Origin of the sequence: Tunturiibacter gelidiferens (assembly GCF_013410115.1) — a bacterium.
GTDB classification, from domain to species: domain Bacteria; phylum Acidobacteriota; class Terriglobia; order Terriglobales; family Acidobacteriaceae; genus Edaphobacter; species Edaphobacter gelidiferens.
In genome coordinates, this window is the sequence record NZ_JACCCV010000002.1 from 430,948 (window position 1) to 448,479 (window position 17,532).

Annotated in this window: 16 protein-coding genes; 9 read left to right on the forward strand and 7 right to left on the reverse strand. The window is 59.4% G+C overall.

Annotated features, from left to right (window positions below; genetic code table 11):
- Window positions 1–9: 9 nt before the first annotated feature.
- From HDF12_RS13900 to HDF12_RS13915, 4 genes are all read right to left on the reverse strand, one after another.
- Window positions 10–1,221 (reverse strand): ATP-grasp domain-containing protein, encoded by a 1,212-nt coding sequence (locus HDF12_RS13900; protein ID WP_348641523.1) that lies wholly within the window; start codon window positions 1,219–1,221, stop codon window positions 10–12.
- A gap of 86 nt (window positions 1,222–1,307) precedes the next feature.
- A complete protein-coding gene (gene rfaD, locus HDF12_RS13905) occupies window positions 1,308–2,291 on the reverse strand; it encodes an ADP-glyceromanno-heptose 6-epimerase (RefSeq protein WP_179584301.1) in 984 nt (327 codons plus the stop codon).
- Complete coding sequence (hldE, locus tag HDF12_RS13910; RefSeq protein WP_179584303.1) at window positions 2,288–3,796, reverse strand: bifunctional D-glycero-beta-D-manno-heptose-7-phosphate kinase/D-glycero-beta-D-manno-heptose 1-phosphate adenylyltransferase HldE; 1,509 nt, start codon at window positions 3,794–3,796, stop codon at window positions 2,288–2,290. Before hldE ends, rfaD begins: the two co-directional genes overlap by 4 nt.
- Before the next feature lie 60 nt (window positions 3,797–3,856).
- Window positions 3,857–4,924 carry a glycosyltransferase family 9 protein gene (locus HDF12_RS13915; protein WP_179584305.1) on the reverse strand — a complete coding sequence of 356 codons (1,068 nt, stop codon included), beginning with the start codon at window positions 4,922–4,924 and terminating at the stop codon, window positions 3,857–3,859.
- A gap of 95 nt (window positions 4,925–5,019) precedes the next feature.
- Here HDF12_RS13915 and HDF12_RS13920 point away from each other — a divergent pair, with 95 nt between their 5' ends.
- The 4 genes from HDF12_RS13920 to HDF12_RS13935 all read left to right on the forward strand — a co-directional run bounded on the left by HDF12_RS13920 (window position 5,020) and on the right by HDF12_RS13935 (window position 8,875).
- Window positions 5,020–6,297, forward strand: a complete 1,278-nt coding sequence (locus tag HDF12_RS13920; protein WP_179584307.1) for a GlcNAc-transferase family protein — start codon at window positions 5,020–5,022, stop codon at window positions 6,295–6,297.
- 87 nt (window positions 6,298–6,384) lie between these two features.
- Window positions 6,385–6,972, forward strand: a complete 588-nt coding sequence (locus HDF12_RS13925) for a DUF4254 domain-containing protein (protein WP_179584309.1) — start codon at window positions 6,385–6,387, stop codon at window positions 6,970–6,972.
- Between the two features lie 173 nt (window positions 6,973–7,145).
- Entirely contained in the window at window positions 7,146–7,709 is a 564-nt protein-coding gene (locus HDF12_RS13930) for a tetratricopeptide repeat protein (RefSeq protein ID WP_179584311.1), read from the forward strand.
- A 59-nt stretch (window positions 7,710–7,768) separates the two neighbouring features.
- Window positions 7,769–8,875, forward strand: a complete 1,107-nt coding sequence (locus HDF12_RS13935; RefSeq protein ID WP_179584313.1) for a gluconeogenesis factor YvcK family protein — start codon at window positions 7,769–7,771, stop codon at window positions 8,873–8,875.
- 523 nt (window positions 8,876–9,398) lie between these two features.
- On the opposite strand, the gene rlmN is transcribed toward HDF12_RS13935, so the two are convergent.
- Entirely contained in the window at window positions 9,399–10,577 is a 1,179-nt protein-coding gene (gene rlmN, locus HDF12_RS13940) for a dual-specificity RNA methyltransferase RlmN (protein ID WP_179584315.1), read from the reverse strand.
- A 279-nt stretch (window positions 10,578–10,856) separates the two neighbouring features.
- On the opposite strand from rlmN, the gene HDF12_RS13945 reads away from it, so the two are divergent.
- From HDF12_RS13945 to HDF12_RS13965, 5 genes are all read left to right on the forward strand, one after another.
- Window positions 10,857–12,173 (forward strand): M16 family metallopeptidase, encoded by a 1,317-nt coding sequence (locus HDF12_RS13945; protein WP_179584318.1) that lies wholly within the window; start codon window positions 10,857–10,859, stop codon window positions 12,171–12,173.
- 57 nt (window positions 12,174–12,230) lie between these two features.
- On the forward strand, window positions 12,231–12,767 hold the full coding sequence (locus tag HDF12_RS13950; protein ID WP_306458025.1) for a prepilin-type N-terminal cleavage/methylation domain-containing protein: 537 nt from the start codon (window positions 12,231–12,233) through the stop codon (window positions 12,765–12,767).
- Complete coding sequence (locus HDF12_RS13955; protein WP_179584320.1) at window positions 12,767–13,402, forward strand: LolA family protein; 636 nt, start codon at window positions 12,767–12,769, stop codon at window positions 13,400–13,402. The genes HDF12_RS13950 and HDF12_RS13955 overlap by 1 nt, the downstream gene beginning before the upstream one ends.
- 206 nt (window positions 13,403–13,608) lie before the next feature.
- Window positions 13,609–14,313: an HAD family hydrolase gene (locus tag HDF12_RS13960; protein WP_348641522.1), complete on the forward strand. Its 705-nt coding sequence runs from the start codon at window positions 13,609–13,611 to the stop codon at window positions 14,311–14,313.
- 52 nt (window positions 14,314–14,365) lie between these two features.
- The gene (locus HDF12_RS13965) at window positions 14,366–14,839 is read left to right on the forward strand and encodes a (deoxy)nucleoside triphosphate pyrophosphohydrolase (RefSeq protein ID WP_179584323.1); all 474 of its coding nucleotides are present in this window, start codon (window positions 14,366–14,368) and stop codon (window positions 14,837–14,839) included.
- Window positions 14,840–15,143: 304 nt separating this feature from the next.
- On the opposite strand, the gene HDF12_RS13970 is transcribed toward HDF12_RS13965, so the two are convergent.
- Both HDF12_RS13970 and HDF12_RS13975 read right to left on the reverse strand, forming a co-directional pair.
- Entirely contained in the window at window positions 15,144–16,394 is a 1,251-nt protein-coding gene (locus HDF12_RS13970; protein ID WP_179584324.1) for an Nramp family divalent metal transporter, read from the reverse strand.
- 132 nt (window positions 16,395–16,526) lie between these two features.
- Window positions 16,527–17,522 carry an aldo/keto reductase gene (locus HDF12_RS13975; RefSeq protein ID WP_179584325.1) on the reverse strand — a complete coding sequence of 332 codons (996 nt, stop codon included), beginning with the start codon at window positions 17,520–17,522 and terminating at the stop codon, window positions 16,527–16,529.
- Window positions 17,523–17,532: the final 10 nt, after the last annotated feature.

Here is a 17,532-nt window from a genome sequence, read left to right on the forward strand (position 1 = left end):
GTGGCAACTCTAAGCTGTCGGTTTATCTGGAGGAGGAACGATGGCGCAGAAGTCTTCGAGGAAGCGGTGTGTGTATTGACCGATGAGTTCTTCGATGCGTTCGGCGGAGTCGGCACGAAGGATGAGGCCGGCATGGTGATGGCGACTGAGACGGTGAACGATCTCGGGCGCGTCGTAGGTGCTGGTGTCGGGATGCTCCTGTCGCGCGAGGCAGATGACGCTGCCGGCGTATTGGTGTTTTAGATTTGGGAGGGTGTACTCCATGTTGAGAAGCGTGGCGACTTCAATTCTCGCCCACTCGACCCAGGGGTTGATGCCGGATGCGAACTCGACGACATCGGCGATGTGAGCGCCGCCGACGCGGGCTGCGGTCTCGAGGAAGTAGAAGCTGCCGTCGGCCTCTGACTTGATGAACTCGGTGTGGGTGACACCAGAGACGAGACCAAGGGATTCAATCACCTGTTGGTGGATTGCGGCGAGAGCGAGCGCGTCGCTCGATTCCCTGTCCAGCGCGCGAGTGCTGAAGATGCCTCCCTGGTGCATCGTCTGCATGGGTGGCTTGCCATATTTGTAGGGTGCGCCGAAGAGTATCTTGCCGTTCCAGGTGACGCCTTCCATGTGAAAGATCTCGCCGGGGACGAAGCGCTCGAGGACATAGTGCGACTGGAGGTCGCCTAGTTCGTCGAGGATGGGCCACAAGTCGTTGGGCGACTCGATTTTGCGGATTCCGATGGCAGAGGCGTTGGTGCGGGGCTTCAGCAGCCATGGTCCGGACACGCTATCGAGGAAGGAGTGAAGGTCGTCGTAGTTGAAGACTCCCGTGAACTCAGGAACGGGGACACCTTTTTGCTTCGCGCTTACACGCATGGCCAGCTTGTCGCGGAAGTTTCTGGTGAGTGATTCGCCCATTCCGGGGAGGCGCAGGTGTTCGCGCAGAAGAGCGGCGACTTCGAGGTCAAATTCGTCTAGCGCGACGATCCGGTCGATGTGGTTTGTGCGCGCGAGGTACGCGACGGTATTCAGGACCTGCTCGGGGGTGAGCTGCTCGGGCATGGTGATTAGTTTGGTGAGCGATTCGCGGGGCCAGTCGGCGTGTTCGAGTTTGTCGACGGTGAGGAGGAGAAGGTCCGCGCCGAGACGCGCAGCCTCTTTCATGAAGGGCTGCCCTTTTTCGTAGGTGCTGATGCAGAGAATCGTGGGGTTCCGTTGCGTATCAGTCACACTGGCTCCTCTGGTCGGTAGGAACAAATTGCAGGTCGAACAGTTTGAGGTTTGGTTAGAGTACCTGTTTTTTTTGATGCGAGGAATCAGTTTGCAGCGGGCTCCTCGGCGAAGGTTTGTTTTATACCATCCTCAAGTGCTGTAAAGGGCGCGGTGTAGCCTGCAGCACGGAGACCGGAGAGGTCGGCCTGGGTGTAGTGCTGGTAGCGGTCTTTCAGGTCACCTGGGAATGGAATGTATTCGATGTTGCCCTGGCCGTGAACCTGCATGAGCGACTCGGCGACAGCCTTGAAGGTGCGGGCTTCGCCGGTGCCTGCGTTGACGACGGCGTGGATGGGCTTTTTGGGACTCTCGGGGAGGAGGCCGGCGAAGAACATGTTGATGCGGGCGAGGTCTTTGACGAAGACGAAGTCGCGACGCTGCTCGCCGTCGGCGTAGCCGCCCGAGCCCTCGAACATCCGGATGGTGCCGGTGCCTTTGAGCTGGCGGGTGAAGTGGTGGATGACGCTGGCCATGCGGCCTTTGTGCTGTTCGCGCGGGCCGTAGACATTGAAGTAGCGCAGTCCGACGACGGTGCACTTCATGTCGTGAAGATGGCGGCGGACGTAGTTGTCGAAGACGAGCTTCGAGTAGCCGTAGACGTTGAGGGGGCGTTCGTTGGCGGGGATTTCGGTGAAGTTGGTGCTGGCTCCGTAGACAGCAGCGGTTGAGGCGTAGACCAGAGGAACTTTACGTTCCAGTGCGAAGTGCAGCAACTCTTTGGAGTAGGTGAAGTTGTTGTCCATCATGTAACGACCGTCGTCTTCGAGGGTGTTCGAACAGGCGCCCTGATGGAGGATGGCGCGGATTCTGGTGTTCTCGAAGTCGCCGGCTTTGAGTGCGGCGCGGAACTCGCGCTTGTCCATGTAGTCGGCATATTCGGCTCCGGCGAGATTGAGGAACTTCGGGCCGGTGAGGTTGGCGGCGGGAGCGAAGTTGTCCACGAGCAGGATGTTGCGTTCGCCTGCGCGGTTGAGCTGCTGGATGAGGTTGCTGCCGATGAAGCCTGCTCCGCCGGTGACGATGATCACTTCTTTATCTCCTCGCTCGAGGTGGGATTTGCCGTGAGCTTTTTTACGATGTTGGTAGTGGAGAAGCCCTCCACGGTAGGGACGATCTCGACTCGTCCTCCGTAGGCGATGACATCTTCGTGGCCGACCACTGTTTCGACGGTGTAGTCGCCGCCTTTGACCAGTACGTTGGGCCGCAGCGCGCGGATGAGTTCGAGGGGGGTGTCTTCTTCGAAGAGAACGACGGCGTCTACTGCGGCCAGGGCGGCCATGACGCGGGCGCGTTCTCGTTCCGAGACGATGGGGCGGGTTGGGCCTTTGAGGCGGCAGACGGAGGCGTCGGCGTTGAGGCCCAGGACGAGCTTGGAGCCGAAGCGGTGGCAGTCTTCGAGTAGGGTGATGTGGCCGACATGGAGGAGGTCAAAGCAGCCGTTGGTGAAGACGATGGTCTCGCCCGAGGAGCGCCACTCGGCTACGCGGAGTTTGATGCGCTCGAGGTCGAGGATCTTTTCGCCGGCGGTGAGTCCGGAGCTGGGAGTGAGGGCAGCCACTAACTCGTGGGCGGCGATCGGTACTGTACCTACCTTGCTCACCACGATTCCGGCGGCGAGGTTGGCGAGTTCTACAGCAGTTTCGATCTGGAGTCGGCCTGCGATGCTGGCTGCGAGGGTTGCTATGACGGTGTCGCCAGCTCCTGAGACGTCGAATACCTCACGGGCTCGCGCGGGTGAGTGATAGACGCCGGTGCTGCCTTCCGACGGCCGGCGGAGGACGGTGATTCCCTTCTCGCTCATGGTGACGGTAAGGAAATTGAAGTCGTGTTCTGTGATCAAGGCCTGGGCTGCGGCGAGGAGTTCGTCGGTGTGGTGCGAGGGGATGCCGGTCGCTGCGGAGAGTTCGCCGAGGTTGGGAGAGACGGTGGTAGCGCCAGAGTATTTGCTGAAGTCAGGAGTCTTGGGGTCGGCGAAGACGGGGATGCCGGCGGTGCGTGCGGCGCGGATGACGGACTCGCAGAGAGAACGGGTGAGTGCGCCTTTGGCGTAGTCGGAGAGGATGACTGCGTGGACCTTCGAGACGAGCTCGATGGCGCGCTCCTGAAGGCGTTGACCTTCGATTGCCGGGACGGGGTCTCGGCTCTCGATGTCGAGGCGCAAGAGTTGCTGCATGCGGCCGACGATGCGGGTCTTTGAGATGGTAGGGAGCGAGCTTGAGACGACCCCGGCGGTGTTGATGTTGGCGCGTTCGAGGATGGCGGCTAGTTCTGCCTGCTCGGAGTCACTGCCCCAGAGGCCTGCAAGGAAGGTCTGACAGCCGAGGCCGGCGAGGTTCATAGCTACGTTGGCTGCTCCACCGGCACGCTCGTAACGCTGGGCGTGGCGGATGACCGGAACCGGGGCCTCGGGGGAGATGCGCTCAACCTCGCCGTGGATATAGCGGTCGAGCATGATGTCGCCAACGACGAGCACTTTGAGTTGACTGAAGCCGCCCTCAAGCAGGTTCAGGATCGAATGAAGTTCCGGCAGCATGAACGAAAAAGATCTCCCGCGAACATCATCGCATCTTTGAGTGGGGGTGGGTGCTTTCGGCTAGCCGAGGATGGCGCGAACCTCGGTGATCACCTCGTCGACTGTGATTGAGGTAAGGCACTTCTTTTTTTGGACGATGCAGGTTTCTAGGCCGCAGCCCCAGCAGTCGGTCTGGTGGTAGACGACGCGGTGTTGTTTGCCATAGGGGAACCAGACGCGGGGCTTGTTGCGGGCGGCGAAGATGGCGACGCACGGGGTTTGTACGGCTGCGGCGAGGTGCATGGGGCCGCTGTCGTGACCGATGAAGATTTGAGACTGGGCGAAGGCAGCTGCGCTCTCGCGCGGGGTGAGGATGCCACAAAGATTAATGACGGGTTTCGAGGAGTTTTGCTTCCAGCCGTCGGCTGCGAAGTTGCTGGCGTCGGCCTCTTCGGGAGCTCCGCAGAGGGCCAGTGCATGGTTGGGGTAGAGAGCGGCGATGCGTTGCAGGAGTGCACGCCAGTTTTCCCGGCCCCAGTCTTTCGATTGGACTTTGGTGCCTACGCTAACCGCTATGACGGGCAGGCCCGCGGCTGATGCGAGAGCTTCTTTGGCGCGGGCATGCTCGGCGGAGGTGAGGCGGAGATCCCAGCTTGCGGGGTCGTCGAGTCGAGGGTCTCCCAATTCGGCGAGATTGCGGGTGAGGCGTGCTCCCTCTGGTTCAAGAGCCTGGATCTGCTGCTCCCAGCGGTTCTGCTGCATATCTTCGGTGAGGGGGACGCCGATGAGTCGCGTTATTCCACATAGACGGAAGAACTTTTCGTCACGGCGTGCCGACTCTACTCCTCGCGCAGACCCCATGTAGACCAGGACTTCTGGGCGCCAGCGCAGGAGTTGCCACCATAGGGAGATAAGTTCGCGTGGACTGCGCATACCGACGACGTAGCGAAAGTAGCCCTGGACGAGTCCGCTGTTTTCGAGGATGGCGGCGGCGGGCGGGGCTTTGACGTTGACGGGGAAGTTGGTGAGGATGCGGCGTTCGGCCTGTGGGAAGGCGCGGGCTACGAGGTGCAGAGCGGGGAGTGCGATGAGGGTGTCGCCGAGGCTGCCGAGGCGGTAGATCAGAACCCGTTTTGGGGAGGTTGCCATTGTCTCTGTCTAGTCTGCTTGGTTCCGGGAGTTACGGCAAATAGGACGAAAGGGGCAGGAGGAGCCTGTTAGCCTGATCGAGCGAGGAACGTGGGTTGAACGAAGCGAATCAACGGATTTTTGTCTCGATTGCTGCGTATCGCGATCCGCAGCTGGTTCCTACGATGGAAGACTGCATCGCGAAGGCTCGCTACCCGGAGCGACTGCGATTTGGTATCTGCTGGCAACACGATCCTAAGGAAGATACGCTTCCCTTCCGCAATGACGACTGCTTCAGGATAATTGCCGTCGATTGGCGGGAGAGTAAGGGGGCCTGCTGGGCGCGGTCGGAGGTGATGAAGCTGTGGCGGGGCGAGGAGTGGTTTCTGCAGGTGGACTCGCACTGCCGGTTTGCGTGGGATTGGGATGCGAAGCTGCTCGACGAGATGGGGCAGACGGAGAGCACTAAGCCGATTTTGAGTACGTATGCTTCGCCCTTTACGCCAGGTGGCGACGAAGTGCTGGCGGATGGGCCGCTGCAGATGGCCTTTCAGGGCTTTACCGAGGATGGTATTCCGCATATGAAGCCTTTGGCGATTGCGGATTGGCAGAACCTGACGAGGCCGCCACGGGCACGATTTCTTTCGGCGGGTTTTTTGTTTGCCCAGGGCACTTTTGTGGAAGAGATTGGATACGATCCGGAGTTGTATTTTCTGGGGGAGGAGGCGGCGATGACGGTGCGCGCCTTCACCAGCGGATATGACCTGTTTCATCCGCAGGAGACGATCGTCTGGCACGACTACGGCAGGCCGGCTGCGCCGAAGCACTGGGGCGATCACGTTGAGGATAAGGCCCGTCGTCCGTGGCACGAACTGGACTCTCGCAGCAAGGAGAAGGTGCGGCGGCTGCTTGCGGGACAGCCGGTTGAGAAGTATGGATTGGGATCGACGCGGAGCCTTGAGGAGTATGAGGCTTATGCGGGACTTTCGTTCAAGCTGCGCAAGGCTCAGGATTACACGGTGCGGGGTGAGGAGCCGCCTAATCCCGAGGCTGCTGCCGACTGGGCCGGACAGATATTTCCGTGGATGGTCAGGATCACGTTTGATCGCGCGGCACTTCCTGCTGCGGCGCTCGACGATCCAGAGTTCTGGTACGTCGGGGTGAAGGATGAGAGTCGCGCCGAGATTTATCGTCAGGACATTCCGCAATCGCAACTGGCTACGCTTCCGAGCGGCGAATCAAAGATCGTTCTGGTTTGCGAGTTTGAGTCGGGTACGATTCCCGCGGCCTGGACGGTTTGGCCGGTGAGCCGCTCGTTGGGATGGCTGAACAAAATTGAAGGCACCCTAGGCGACGAGGATTATGCGATCGTCCTCGAAGACGACACTAAATAAAATATGCGGTGTCTCTGTTGAGCCTCTTTGAGTGGACAGGACCCTGACTGCAGCAACTGGTAAAGTCTTTGATTGGGAGGAGGGCCTATGCTCGATGCACTTTTGATAACCCGGATGCAGGACGAGATGACAGCGGCCCTGCATGTGACAGAGAACGAGGTGGGGTTTGAGACTGGCGCTGATGGTTTGATGGCGCTGGCGATAGCGCAGCATCAGGCCAACTTCGAGCTCTGGCATGAGGAAGATAAGGCGAGGGTTCCCGGCGTCGCGGATGTGGAGATCGCGCGGGTGAAGCATTCGATCGATGCGTTAAACCAGCGACGGAATGATCTGGTGGAGAAGATGGATCTTTGGCTGATAGCGCGGCTGGAGCAGGATCCGATTGCTCCCCTGCACTCGGAGACGCCGGGGCTGATGATTGATCGACTCTCCATTCTGGCGTTGAAGATTTACCACACGCGGGAGGAGGCGCACAGGGCGAGCGCGACCGAGGAGCATCGCTCGCGCAACGTGGGACGGCTGGCTTTGCTGGCGGAGCAGCGCGAGGATTTGGCAGGCTGCCTGGATGTGCTGTGGAGCGAGGTGCTGGGGGGAAGGCGACGGTTTAAGCTCTATCGGCAGATGAAGATGTATAACGACCCGGAGTTGAACCCGGCGGTGTACGGGCGGAGTTAGCCATTTGCGGTGTGATGAGACTTGGAACGATAGAGGGGGTTCCGTTGCACCCGCACTGAGGTGGGGTTGACCTGAAGGCCAGGTCTGCGTATAAAACCGACACGAGAACAAACTAAATTGAGCACCCGTTAGAATGGGAGAGCTCAGAAACGCCTTAGGCGACAGGAATGACGATGGCTCAGACAAAGACTGCAACTGCACCTGCAACAAAACGTGCTCCACGCACGATCGCTGGAACCATTCCTCAGACAAACGACAATGCGCGCGCGCAAGTGGTGGCTCATTACGAAGCTGCGCTGCGGCTGATGCAGGATGGAAAGTACGACAAGGCCCATGCTGCGTTCGACAAGATGCTGGCTGCAGGCGCAGGTGAACTGAGCGACCGGGTCCGCATGTACTCGACTGCCTGTGCGCAGCAGATGACCAAGGGAAAGAATGCCTTTTCCAACTGCGAAGAACAATACGATTACGCCATCTCTCTGCTGAACGACGGACACTACGAAGATGCCCGGGAGCACTTCAACCTGATCCTGAAGGAGAATGATAAGGCGGACTATGCCTTTTACGGTCTGGCGGTGCTGGCGAGCATGACAGGAGATTCGCATCACTGCCTGGAGCATCTGACCGAGGCGATCCGACAGAATCCACGGAACAGGATTCAGGCGCGGGCTGACTCGGACTTTCAGGATATGGCCGACGATCCTCGCTTTACGGAGCTGCTGTATCCCGAGGCGTAACTACGAACTTGCTCCAGGCCGACAGCGCTTCGTTTAGGCTGGTGTAGGAGAACCTGCGCATGTCGTTGCGGAAGCTAACCGAATCGAAAGAAAAAGACCTTCGGGTGGTTGCCATTGGCGGCGGCACGGGGTTGTCGACGCTGCTTCGGGGGCTGAAGCGGTACGTGGTGACTCCGGACCGGAGAAGAGGGATTCGGCTGGGAGAGTCTGCGCGGGTCGAGCGGGCTCCTATGCCACGCTGCCCTGAGGCGCACTGCATCATTCGGGAGCTCTCGGCGGTGGTTACGGTGACCGACGATGGCGGCTCGTCCGGGCGTCTGCGCGAGGACTTCAAGATGCTTCCGCCGGGGGACATCCGGAACTGCATGGTCGCGCTCTCGGAGGATGAGCACCTGCTGTCGAAGCTGTTTCAGTATCGCTTCGAGCATGGCGAGCTGGAGGGCCATAGCTTCGGCAACCTCTTTGTGGCCGCGCTCTCGCACATCACGGGAGACTTTGCCCAGGCGGTGCAGATGTCCTCGCAGATTCTGGCCGCGCGGGGGAAGATCTTCCCTGCTACGAATACGAACGTGACATTGGCGGCGGATATGGACGATGGCTCGCTGGTGCGGGGGGAGACCAATATTACGGCCAGTAAGCGCAGCATCGTGGAGCTGCGGCTGGAGCCGGAGACTGCCGATCCTCTGCCGCAGACGCTGGAGGCTATAGCAAATGCTGACCTGATCACTCTGGGGCCGGGGTCGCTTTACACTTCGCTGATCACAAACATGCTGGTTCGCGGCATCCCGGAGGCGCTGGCGGCGTCGCGGGCTACCAAGGTGTTTGTGTGCAACCTGATGACGCAGGCCAACGAGTCGCTGGGGCTGACAGCCTCTCAGCATATCGAGAAGATCATGCAGCATGCGGGTGGGGTCAAGGTTCCAATCTTCGACTATGCGCTGATCAATACGGGGGATATCTCGGCGGCGCGGCTGGAGCAGTATGCGCGTGAGGGGCAGCAGCCGATCGTGGCGGACCTGGAGCGCGTTCGGGCGCTGGGGGTGGAGCCGGTGATGGGCAACTTTGTCCATGAGGGCGATGTGTTGCGGCATGACTATGACCTTTTGGCGGAGCGGCTGCTGGAGCTGGGGATGGAGCGTCCGGTGGCGGTTTCGGGTATGGGGTAGGTACCCCCCTCCCCATACTTAATGTGTGCAAAGTCTTCGAAGATAGTGGTTTAGGTCTGGACTTCTCCTTGCTTAGGGTTGACTTAGGGTTGAAATGCAATGCCCCGGCTTTTGGCCGGGGCATCTTTTCTTCTGTATCCAGTATAGCTGGTGGAGGGAAACTCATGCGCCATGCGTATGTGATTGGCTGGTAAGCAGTTTTGGTGTTTTGGGGGTTGACAGCTTCTTAAAAGATTCTGTCCTGCCGGACGGGCCCACTGCGCGTGGGGCGGGCGTTCGCACGCCTTTTCAAAGCTTCGCGTGGTCCTCCCGTTGGTCGGAAGGAACGTCATTCGCGACCATCGGGAGCGCCGGGCGAAGCGGTATACACGTCACGAAGTGACCGCCCCACGCGCAGTGGGCCCGTCCGGCAGGACGAAATACGGGGGTCTCTCCACTGCGCTGTTCACGATGAGACTGTGAACAGCTTCGGTCGAGATGACGATCTTTTTTGCGGTGGAGGAAGAGCGAGAGTTGGGAGCAGTTAGAGGGTGGCGATCTCGACGAGGGCGGGAGGTGGCTGCTCGAGGGTGCGTTTGAGCTGGCCGCAGGCGGCGTAGATGTCGCGGCCGCGGGGCTTGCGGATGAAGGCTGGGATGCCTGCTTCGCGGAGCCGCTTCTGGAAGATGCCTACGTCTTGCGGGGTGGGTTCGTGGAAGGGCATGTCGGGGCCGGAGTTCCAGACGATCAGGTTGATCTTGGCGCGGAGATTCTTCAACAGGGCGATCAGCTCGTCGGCGTGTTCGCGCTGGTCGTTGATGCCGCCGAGCAGGACGTACTCGAAGGTGACGCGCTCGCGAGGGCGCAGGGGGACGGCGGAGATGGCTTCGAGGAGCGCAGCGATGTTCCATTTGCGGGTGATGGGCATGATGGACTCGCGGACGACGTCGTTGGAGGCGTTGAGGCTGACGGCGAGCTTGGGACGGATGGTCTCGCTGGCGAACTGTTCTATGCCGGGGAGGATGCCGGAGGTGCTGACGGTCATGCGGGACTCGGGGATGCTAATGGGGCCGGTGAGGAGGCGGACGGCGTCCATGAAACCGGTGTAGTTCAGGAATGGCTCGCCCATGCCCATGAAGACCAGGTTGATGCGGTCGCGGCCGACTTCGACGCTGTGGCGGTTGAGGACGGCGGCTACCTGACCGGCTATCTCTCCAGGGGTGAGGTTGCGGCGGATGCCGAGCTTGGCGGTGAGGCAGAACTGGCAGTTGACGGCGCAGCCTACCTGGCTGGAGATGCAGATGGTGGCGCGCTTGTAATCGTCGTCATCGTGGGCTGGGTGCTCCTCTTCCTCGGCTGCCTGGGTTCCGTCGCCGCGCTCGCCTCCGTCGCCTCCTGGCATCCAGACGGTTTCGACGGTTTCGCCGTCGGCCATGCGTACGAGGTAGCGCTCGGTGCCGTCGATGGAGAGGGCGGTCTGGACGAGCTCGGGCAGGCCTACGGTATAGCCAGAGGAGCCGAGGGCGGTGCGGAGGGTGGCGGGAAGAGTGGTGATCTGGTCGAGTGAGGGGATGCGCTGGGTGTACAGGGCATCGTAAAGCTGGCGGGCTCGGTAAGCTGGCTGGGCGAATTTCTCCATCAGACCGGTCAGCTCCTGAAGCGAGGCGCCGAAGAGCGGTTTTTCTTCAACTTTTGGATTATTAAAATGCTCTATATCATTCATTTGTAAATATTTGGATATCTTCGATAGTTCCGACACATAGATCTGGGCTGAAAGGGACGAGCGGTTTGGGCAGGATCGAGTTCGTCGGGATCCTTCGCTCCGCTCAGGATGACGGCAAAACTGTTCGCTCCTAGTCCGGCGCTCCGCTTAGATTGATAACAAAGGCTTTAGGTGTCTAGAAGCGTAGTGTCGGGCCGGAGCATCTATATAAGTCTACTCCCCTGGGTGCTACGGATGGCGCGGACCGCGCTGTGAAACAATGGAGTCTGAAGGAGTCTCATGTCTTTAACGTTAGTAGATGAAGCCGCAATTACGAAGAACGCCTCTCGCAATATCAGAAAAACTGTGTTGTCGAATGGTTTGTTGGTGCTGACCGAGAGCATGCCGCATGTGCGGAGCGTCTCGATGGGGGCTTGGGTGGGCTCTGGCTCGCGGGACGAGACGGCTGGGGTGAACGGGGTCTCGCACTTCGTCGAGCATATGGTTTTCAAGGGCACGACCTCGCGGTCGGCGCAGCAGATTGCCCGGGAGGTAGACACGATCGGAGGCAATCTCGACGCGTTCACCGGGAAGGAGACGGTCTGCTTCAACATCAAGGTGCTGGATGAGAATGTGCCGCCGGCGCTGGATGTGTTGTCGGACCTGGTGCTGCACCCGACCTTTGCTCCCGAGGATGTGGAGCGCGAGAAGGGCGTGATTCTGGAAGAGATCAAGATGGACGAGGATAACCCCGACTATCTGGTGCATGAGGTGTGGACGCAGAACTTCTGGAAGGGCGATGCGCTGGGAAGGCCGATTCTGGGGACCGCGAAGACGGTTTCAAGCTTTGATCAGCGGACGCTACTGAACTTTTATGCGGGGCAGTTTACTCCGCGCAATATGGTCTTTTCGGCGGCGGGAAATCTGGAGCATGATGCCTTTGTGGCGCAGGTGGAGAGGGAGTTCGGCTCGCTGGCCGCCAGCGGAGATAGTGTTCCGGTGAAGGTCGACGCTCCGAGGGCGACGCCGCACATTACGCTGAAGAGGAAAAAATCGCTGGAGCAGGTGCAGTTGTGTTTGGGGATGCCGGCGCCTCCGGTGAATGATTCGCGGCGGTATGTGGTGTACCTGATGAACACGATGCTGGGCGGCGGGATGAGTTCGCGACTGTTCCAGACGATTCGCGAGGACCGGGGGCTGGCTTACTCGATCTACTCGGAGATGAATCCGTTCCGGGATACCGGCTCGCTGTGCGTGTATGCGGGGACCTCGGTGGACAAGACGCTGGAGGTGTTGCAGCTTACCCTGCGGGAGTTGCGACGTCTGAAGGAAGAGACGGTCAGCGAGGTGGAGTTGAAGCGGGCCAAGGACCAGCTGAAGAGCAATATGGTGATTGGGCTGGAGAGCTCGGGCAGCAGGATGGCTAACCTGGCGCGACAGCAGATGTACTTTGGCAGATTTACGGGCGTGGATGAGATTATGCACGAGATTGAAGCGGTATCCACGACGGACGTGCAGGAGCTGGCGCAGGAGTTGTTCAAGCCGGAGACGATGGCGTTGACGCTGCTTGGAAATCTTGGCACGATGAAGATCGAGCGGGAAGATTTGGCCTGCTAGGTCTCTCTCCTGATAGAGTTTGTTCGGTGGTCGAGATACAGAATTTGCCGAGGTTTGATGAAGACGATGAACGCACGGGACCGATTGCGCGCAGGGCTACAGATACGACCGAATGAAGATGGATTTACGCTGATCGAACTGCTGATCGTGATGTCGGTGATGCTGATTCTGATGACGCTTGCAGTGCCTCAGCTGTTGAAGCTGAGGAAGCAGGCGCAGGAGACGTCGGCGGTTCAGTCGCTGCGGACGATTGGGCAGGCGGAGCTGCAGTACAACTCGGCTTATCCGGCGAATGGTTTCTCGTGCTCGCTGGCTACGCTGGGTGGGGATCCGAAGTCGGGCGCGCCTACGTCGCAGTCGGCGCAGCTGATTACGCCTGATCTGGCGAGCGGACAGAAGGCCGGGTATACGTTTGCGATCACCAACTGCACCAAGGTGACGGTGAACAACCAGGATATGTATACCTCGTTTGAGATTACGGCGGTTCCGAACTCGATTGGAAAGACCGGTGATCGCGGCTTCTGCACGGACGAAAACAACACCATTCGCTACGACCCGGCGGGCGGAACCAACTGCACACAGCCCATCCAGTAATGCTGGCGAAGGCTCTACTGATCGCGTCGTTTTGCTGCGCTCCGCTGCTGGTGGCGCAGGAGAACGACGCGTTGGTGCGTAAGGTGGATGATCACTACAACCATCTCAGTTCCCTGCGGGCTCATTACACCGAGAGCTACGCGGGGATGGGGATGAATCGCACAGAAGAGGGCACGTTGCTGCTGAAGAAGCCGGGGCGGATGCGGTGGAGCTATGCTGCGCCGGTGGGCAAGGTGTTTGTGCTGGATGGGAAGTTTGCTTGGTTCTACACGCCGGGCGATGCGCAGGCTACGCGGGTGCCCGCGAAACAGTTGGATGATCTGCGGTCGCCGCTGCGGTTTCTGCTGGGGCATACGCAGCTGAAAAAGGAGCTGGATAACCTGACCGTGGTGGTGGATGGGACGGGGTTTGTGATCTCGGGTGTGCCGAAGGGGATGGCGCAAAGGGTGAAGCTGCTGTCTCTTTGGGTGACTGCAGCGGGGGCGATAGAGCGAATGAAGTTGGAAGAGGTGGATGGGGCGGTGACGGAGTTTGCGTTTACAGGAATGCAGGAGAATGTGCCCCTGAAAGATGGGGATTTTGCGTTTGTCCCGCCGGATGGGGTGAGTGTGGTGGAGGGGCTGCCGCCGATTTAGCAACAACGGCGGAGGATCAATACTCGATTAATTTTTGAGGGCGGGTATGGGGAAGGCCTGTCTCGATGAGATTTGACGGGTGCCTGCGGAGAGTTTCGCGGCGGACCGGTAGTAAAATCATGACAATCTTCAAGTCGAATTTGTCGTTGAACGCGCGCGCGAGATGCGCAGAAAAGTAGAGATAGATTGTGAGCCATGTAGTTTCAGTGAGTCGCCTGAGTACCTCGGAGTTTCATTCGGCTGTTGCTTCGCTCTCCCCTTCGGTTGCGGTCTTTGACTGCGATGGGACCCTGTGGTCGGGGGATGCCGGATCTTCGTTTATGAAGTGGACGATCGAGACGGGACTGGTCTCGCGTGAGATGACGGACTGGATCGACTCGCGATATCGGGGATATCTGAAGGGCGAGGTGTCTGAGGTGGCGATCTGCGGGGAGATGGTGCAGATGTACCAGCGCCTGCGCGAAGACGAGATGCGGCGGGCGGCGAAGAACTTCTTCGCCAGCCACATTGAGGCAAATATTTTCTCAGAGATGAAGGAGTTGGTGGCTGAACTTCGTGCAAAGGGTGTCGAGATCTGGGCGGTGAGTTCGACGAATAACTGGGTCATCGAAGAGGGAGTCAAGCGGTTTGGGATTCCGGCTGAACGCGTTCTGGCAGCGCGTGTGCAGGTGAAGGACGGCGTGGTGACGGATGTGATTCGGGACGTCCCGACTGATGAGGGCAAGGTTGCGTCGCTCGCGCGGGCCGGGGTGAGCGCGCCGGACGCTGTGTTTGGAAACTCTATCCATGACGCCGCGATGCTGGCGATTGCGAAGCGGGCGTTTCCGGTGAATCCGAGTGCGGCTTTGGTGGAACGGAGTGCGCAGGAAGGCTGGCCGGTTTACTATCCGGCAACTGTTCGACCGGCCTAAGTAAAGTGAATAGAAGCTTTTGTGCCGCGAATGTCGTCTAATCTGTAGTCAGGTGAGAGAGCCGATTCGCAAACTCGAGGAGCACGTTGAGGCCGCGGTGCAGAAACCACTCCGATTGGTGGTGGCGGCGTTGATTTTACGTGGGGATGCGGACGGAGGCGGACGTGGGGTCGAGGTTCTGATCTGTCAACGCAAGCCAGACCAGCCGATGAGTCTGAAGTGGGAGTTTCCCGGGGGAAAGATCGAAGCCGGTGAGACCTCAGAGGATGCCCTGGCTCGCGAACTGAATGAGGAGTTGGGAATCACCGCTGTGATTGGCAGGCGGGTGGCTCGGGTGAGGCACAAGTACCGCAATGGCGGAGCGATCGATCTTCAGTTCTTTGTGGTGCGGGAGTTCGATGGCGCGCTGGAGAACCGGATCTTCAATGACATGCGTTGGACGCCTTTGACGGATCTGCCAGGGTACGATTTTCTGGCTGCTGATCTGGGGTTGATTCGGGATCTGTCTGAGGGGAAGTTGCTGTAACGCGGACTTCGCGTTGGGATGGGGCTACCGAGGAGTGAAAGCAGATTCTTCCCCTTCGACTTTGCTCAGGGTGCGAAATGACAACAAGGGAGTATTCGAGCGGCTTGGGTGAAAAGGTTCGAGTGGTATGGGTGGGTGTAGTGTCTCGGGATCCTTCGCTGCGCTCAGGATGACTGCAAAGACAAAAGCAGCCGCAGTGCAAAGATGAAAGCAACAGCACAACTAAGACGAAAGCAACAGCGCAGCTAAGACGAAAGCAACAGCACGGGTAAGACAAAAGCGACAGCAACGGTAATGCCGCGATTCAGCCGTGGACGGTATTCCAGACCAGGATGAGCGAGAGCGATGTGACGATGATGACCGTCGTCCAAGCGATGACGTTGAACCATCGCTTGTTGGTGTATTTGCCCATGAGGTCGTGCTTGTTGATCAGATTCAGCATGAAGACGAGAACCAGGGGTAGGAGAACGCCGTTGAGCACCTGAGAGAGGATGCTGAATTTGACCAGTGGGAAGTTCGGGATCAGGACGATGGCAGCGCCGGCAAAGAGCAGCACGCTGTAGAGCCAGTAGAAGAACTTCGCTTCGCTGAAGCTCTTGTCCAGACCGCTCTCGAAGCCGAGGCCTTCGCAGACGGTGTAGGCGGTCGAGAGGGGCAGGATGGAGGCGGCGAAGAGGGACGCGTTGAAGAGGCCGGCCGCGAAGAGAATGAACGCGTACTGACCTGCTAGAGGCTTCATGGCTCCGGCGGCGTCTGAGGGGTCGGCGATGTGGCGGATGCCGTGAGTGTAGAGGGTTGCGGCGCAGGCGACGACGATGAACCAGGCGACGATGTCGGTGAAGATGGAGCCTACGATGACGTCCAGCCGTGACGCTTTGTACTTGCGGACGCTTACCCCTTTTTCGACGATGGAGGACTGCAGGTAGAACTGCATCCAGGGGGTGATGGTGGTGCCGATGACGGCGACGGTGGTGTAGACATAGTCTTTGTCGGACCAGACGTTCCGTGGGGGCAGCTTGACGGTTTCGACGAGGGCGAGGTGCCAGTCCGGGCCGCTGAGCACTCCGGTGATGATGTAGGCGATGTAGAAGACGCTGGCGATGAGGAAGACCTTTTCGACACTCTTGTAGTCGCCTTTGACGACCAGTATCCAGACGATGAAGGCGCAGACAGGGACGCTGGCGTACTTGGAGATGTGGAAGAGCTGCATGCTGCCGGCGATGCCGGAGAACTCGGTGATGACGTTGGTGAAGTTCACCACGATGAGCAGGATCATGATGACGAAGGTGATGCGGAGGCCGAACTCTTCGCGGATGAGGTCGCTGAGGCCTTTGCCGGTGACGACGCCCATGCGGGCGCACATCTCCTGCACGACGATGAGGGCGAGGGTGATGGGGATCATCGTCCAGAGGAGCGTGTAGCCGAACTGCGCGCCTGCTGCGGAGTAGGTGAGGATGCCGCCGGCGTCGTTGTCCACGTTGGCCGTGATGAAGCCGGGGCCGAGCACGGCAAAGATGAGAATGAGTCGGGTTCTCCAGGTGCGCCAGGGGCTCATTGCTTATCCTTGCGTGCGGACGAGTGTCGCGGGAAGTTTTGTTGGTTGGAGACCTGTGGGATCGCCCCTATCAGGCTAACTCATCTTGATGCCCGGCGTTGAGGGAGTGGGCGATCCTTTTGAACCTGGTATCTAGCTTGCACCTGCTTGTGTCAGCGATAGCTGGTTTCGTTCGGTTTGCACCAGGCGGTGGAACTCTCTTGCAGGGGCTTCAAGGGATCTATCTTCTGCCGTTTTCACGTTGAGCTGAATGTGGCGCGGGTTTTTTGAGGAGAAGAGGATGACGCTCTTGGGGTTCATGACAAGCGCGGCCTTGAGCATGAGATGGGCGAGATCCTGAGGGTTATTGAGGTCTGCGTTCGTCGATGCAGACCAACCCTGGCAGAGCTGTTTGTCTTCGGACAGAGCGCGATGAAGCGAACGGAAGTTCTCAGTTAGAGCGCGATGATGAATGCGGAAGGGCGAGGTCGGAGCGGTCTCTATTTCAGGGTCGAGAACAGACCACTCGTACTGCAGGGTGCGGCAGTAAGCGGGATGTTCGGTTAAGAGCGACGGGATTTTGTCGACACTACTTCCTATTCCGAAAGTGCCGATTGTTCCTCTTTGCACCTCCTGCTCGAGGAGACTGAGGAGGGCGTCGTCGTGGAGATCGGCTGCTGAGATCTCGTGAAGCAGCCAGAGATCGATGTGGTCCGTTCGCAGGGCGACCAGGCTGTGTTCGAGCGAAGTTTTGGCTTGCTGCGGCGTGAAGGTGGTCTTCTCGTTCGTGCGTGTCGCGGCGTTCGCGGCTAGAGCGAGACGGTGCTTCAGGCTGGGAAGGGTTTTGGTGAGAGGGCCGACTACGCGGCGGGCAACCGATATTAGCGAAGAATTTTTTGCTGGCGGGATTCCATATTTAGTGGTGACGGTGACCTGGGGGCGATGGCGTTGGAGGAACTCGCCGAGGCAGCCTTCGGCCTCTCCATAACCGTACATGGGTGCGACGTCGAAGTGGCGAATGCCCGCGTCATAGGCCGATTCCAGGATGGCGAGGGAGTCACGGCGTCCCATCGCGCCCATCAAGCTGGAACAGCCGAAGCCGAGACGGGTGGTGGTGCGACCGGTATCTCCGAGTGCGATCTGCTCCATTGTTCTCCGT

Coding starts and splice junctions, on each gene's coding strand:
- HDF12_RS13925 (WP_179584309.1), top strand. CDS start 6,385: ATGCTCGATGCACTTTTGATAACCCGGATGCAGGACGAGATGACAGCG.
- rlmN (WP_179584315.1), bottom strand. CDS start 10,577: ATGAATGATATAGAGCATTTTAATAATCCAAAAGTTGAAGAAAAACCG.
- HDF12_RS13935 (WP_179584313.1), top strand. CDS start 7,769: ATGTCGTTGCGGAAGCTAACCGAATCGAAAGAAAAAGACCTTCGGGTG.
- HDF12_RS13945 (WP_179584318.1), top strand. CDS start 10,857: ATGTCTTTAACGTTAGTAGATGAAGCCGCAATTACGAAGAACGCCTCT.
- HDF12_RS13955 (WP_179584320.1), top strand. CDS start 12,767: ATGCTGGCGAAGGCTCTACTGATCGCGTCGTTTTGCTGCGCTCCGCTG.
- HDF12_RS13915 (WP_179584305.1), bottom strand. CDS start 4,924: ATGGCAACCTCCCCAAAACGGGTTCTGATCTACCGCCTCGGCAGCCTC.
- HDF12_RS13930 (WP_179584311.1), top strand. CDS start 7,146: ATGGCTCAGACAAAGACTGCAACTGCACCTGCAACAAAACGTGCTCCA.
- HDF12_RS13970 (WP_179584324.1), bottom strand. CDS start 16,394: ATGAGCCCCTGGCGCACCTGGAGAACCCGACTCATTCTCATCTTTGCC.
- HDF12_RS13950 (WP_306458025.1), top strand. CDS start 12,231: ATGAAGACGATGAACGCACGGGACCGATTGCGCGCAGGGCTACAGATA.
- HDF12_RS13975 (WP_179584325.1), bottom strand. CDS start 17,522: ATGGAGCAGATCGCACTCGGAGATACCGGTCGCACCACCACCCGTCTC.
- hldE (WP_179584303.1), bottom strand. CDS start 3,796: ATGCTGCCGGAACTTCATTCGATCCTGAACCTGCTTGAGGGCGGCTTC.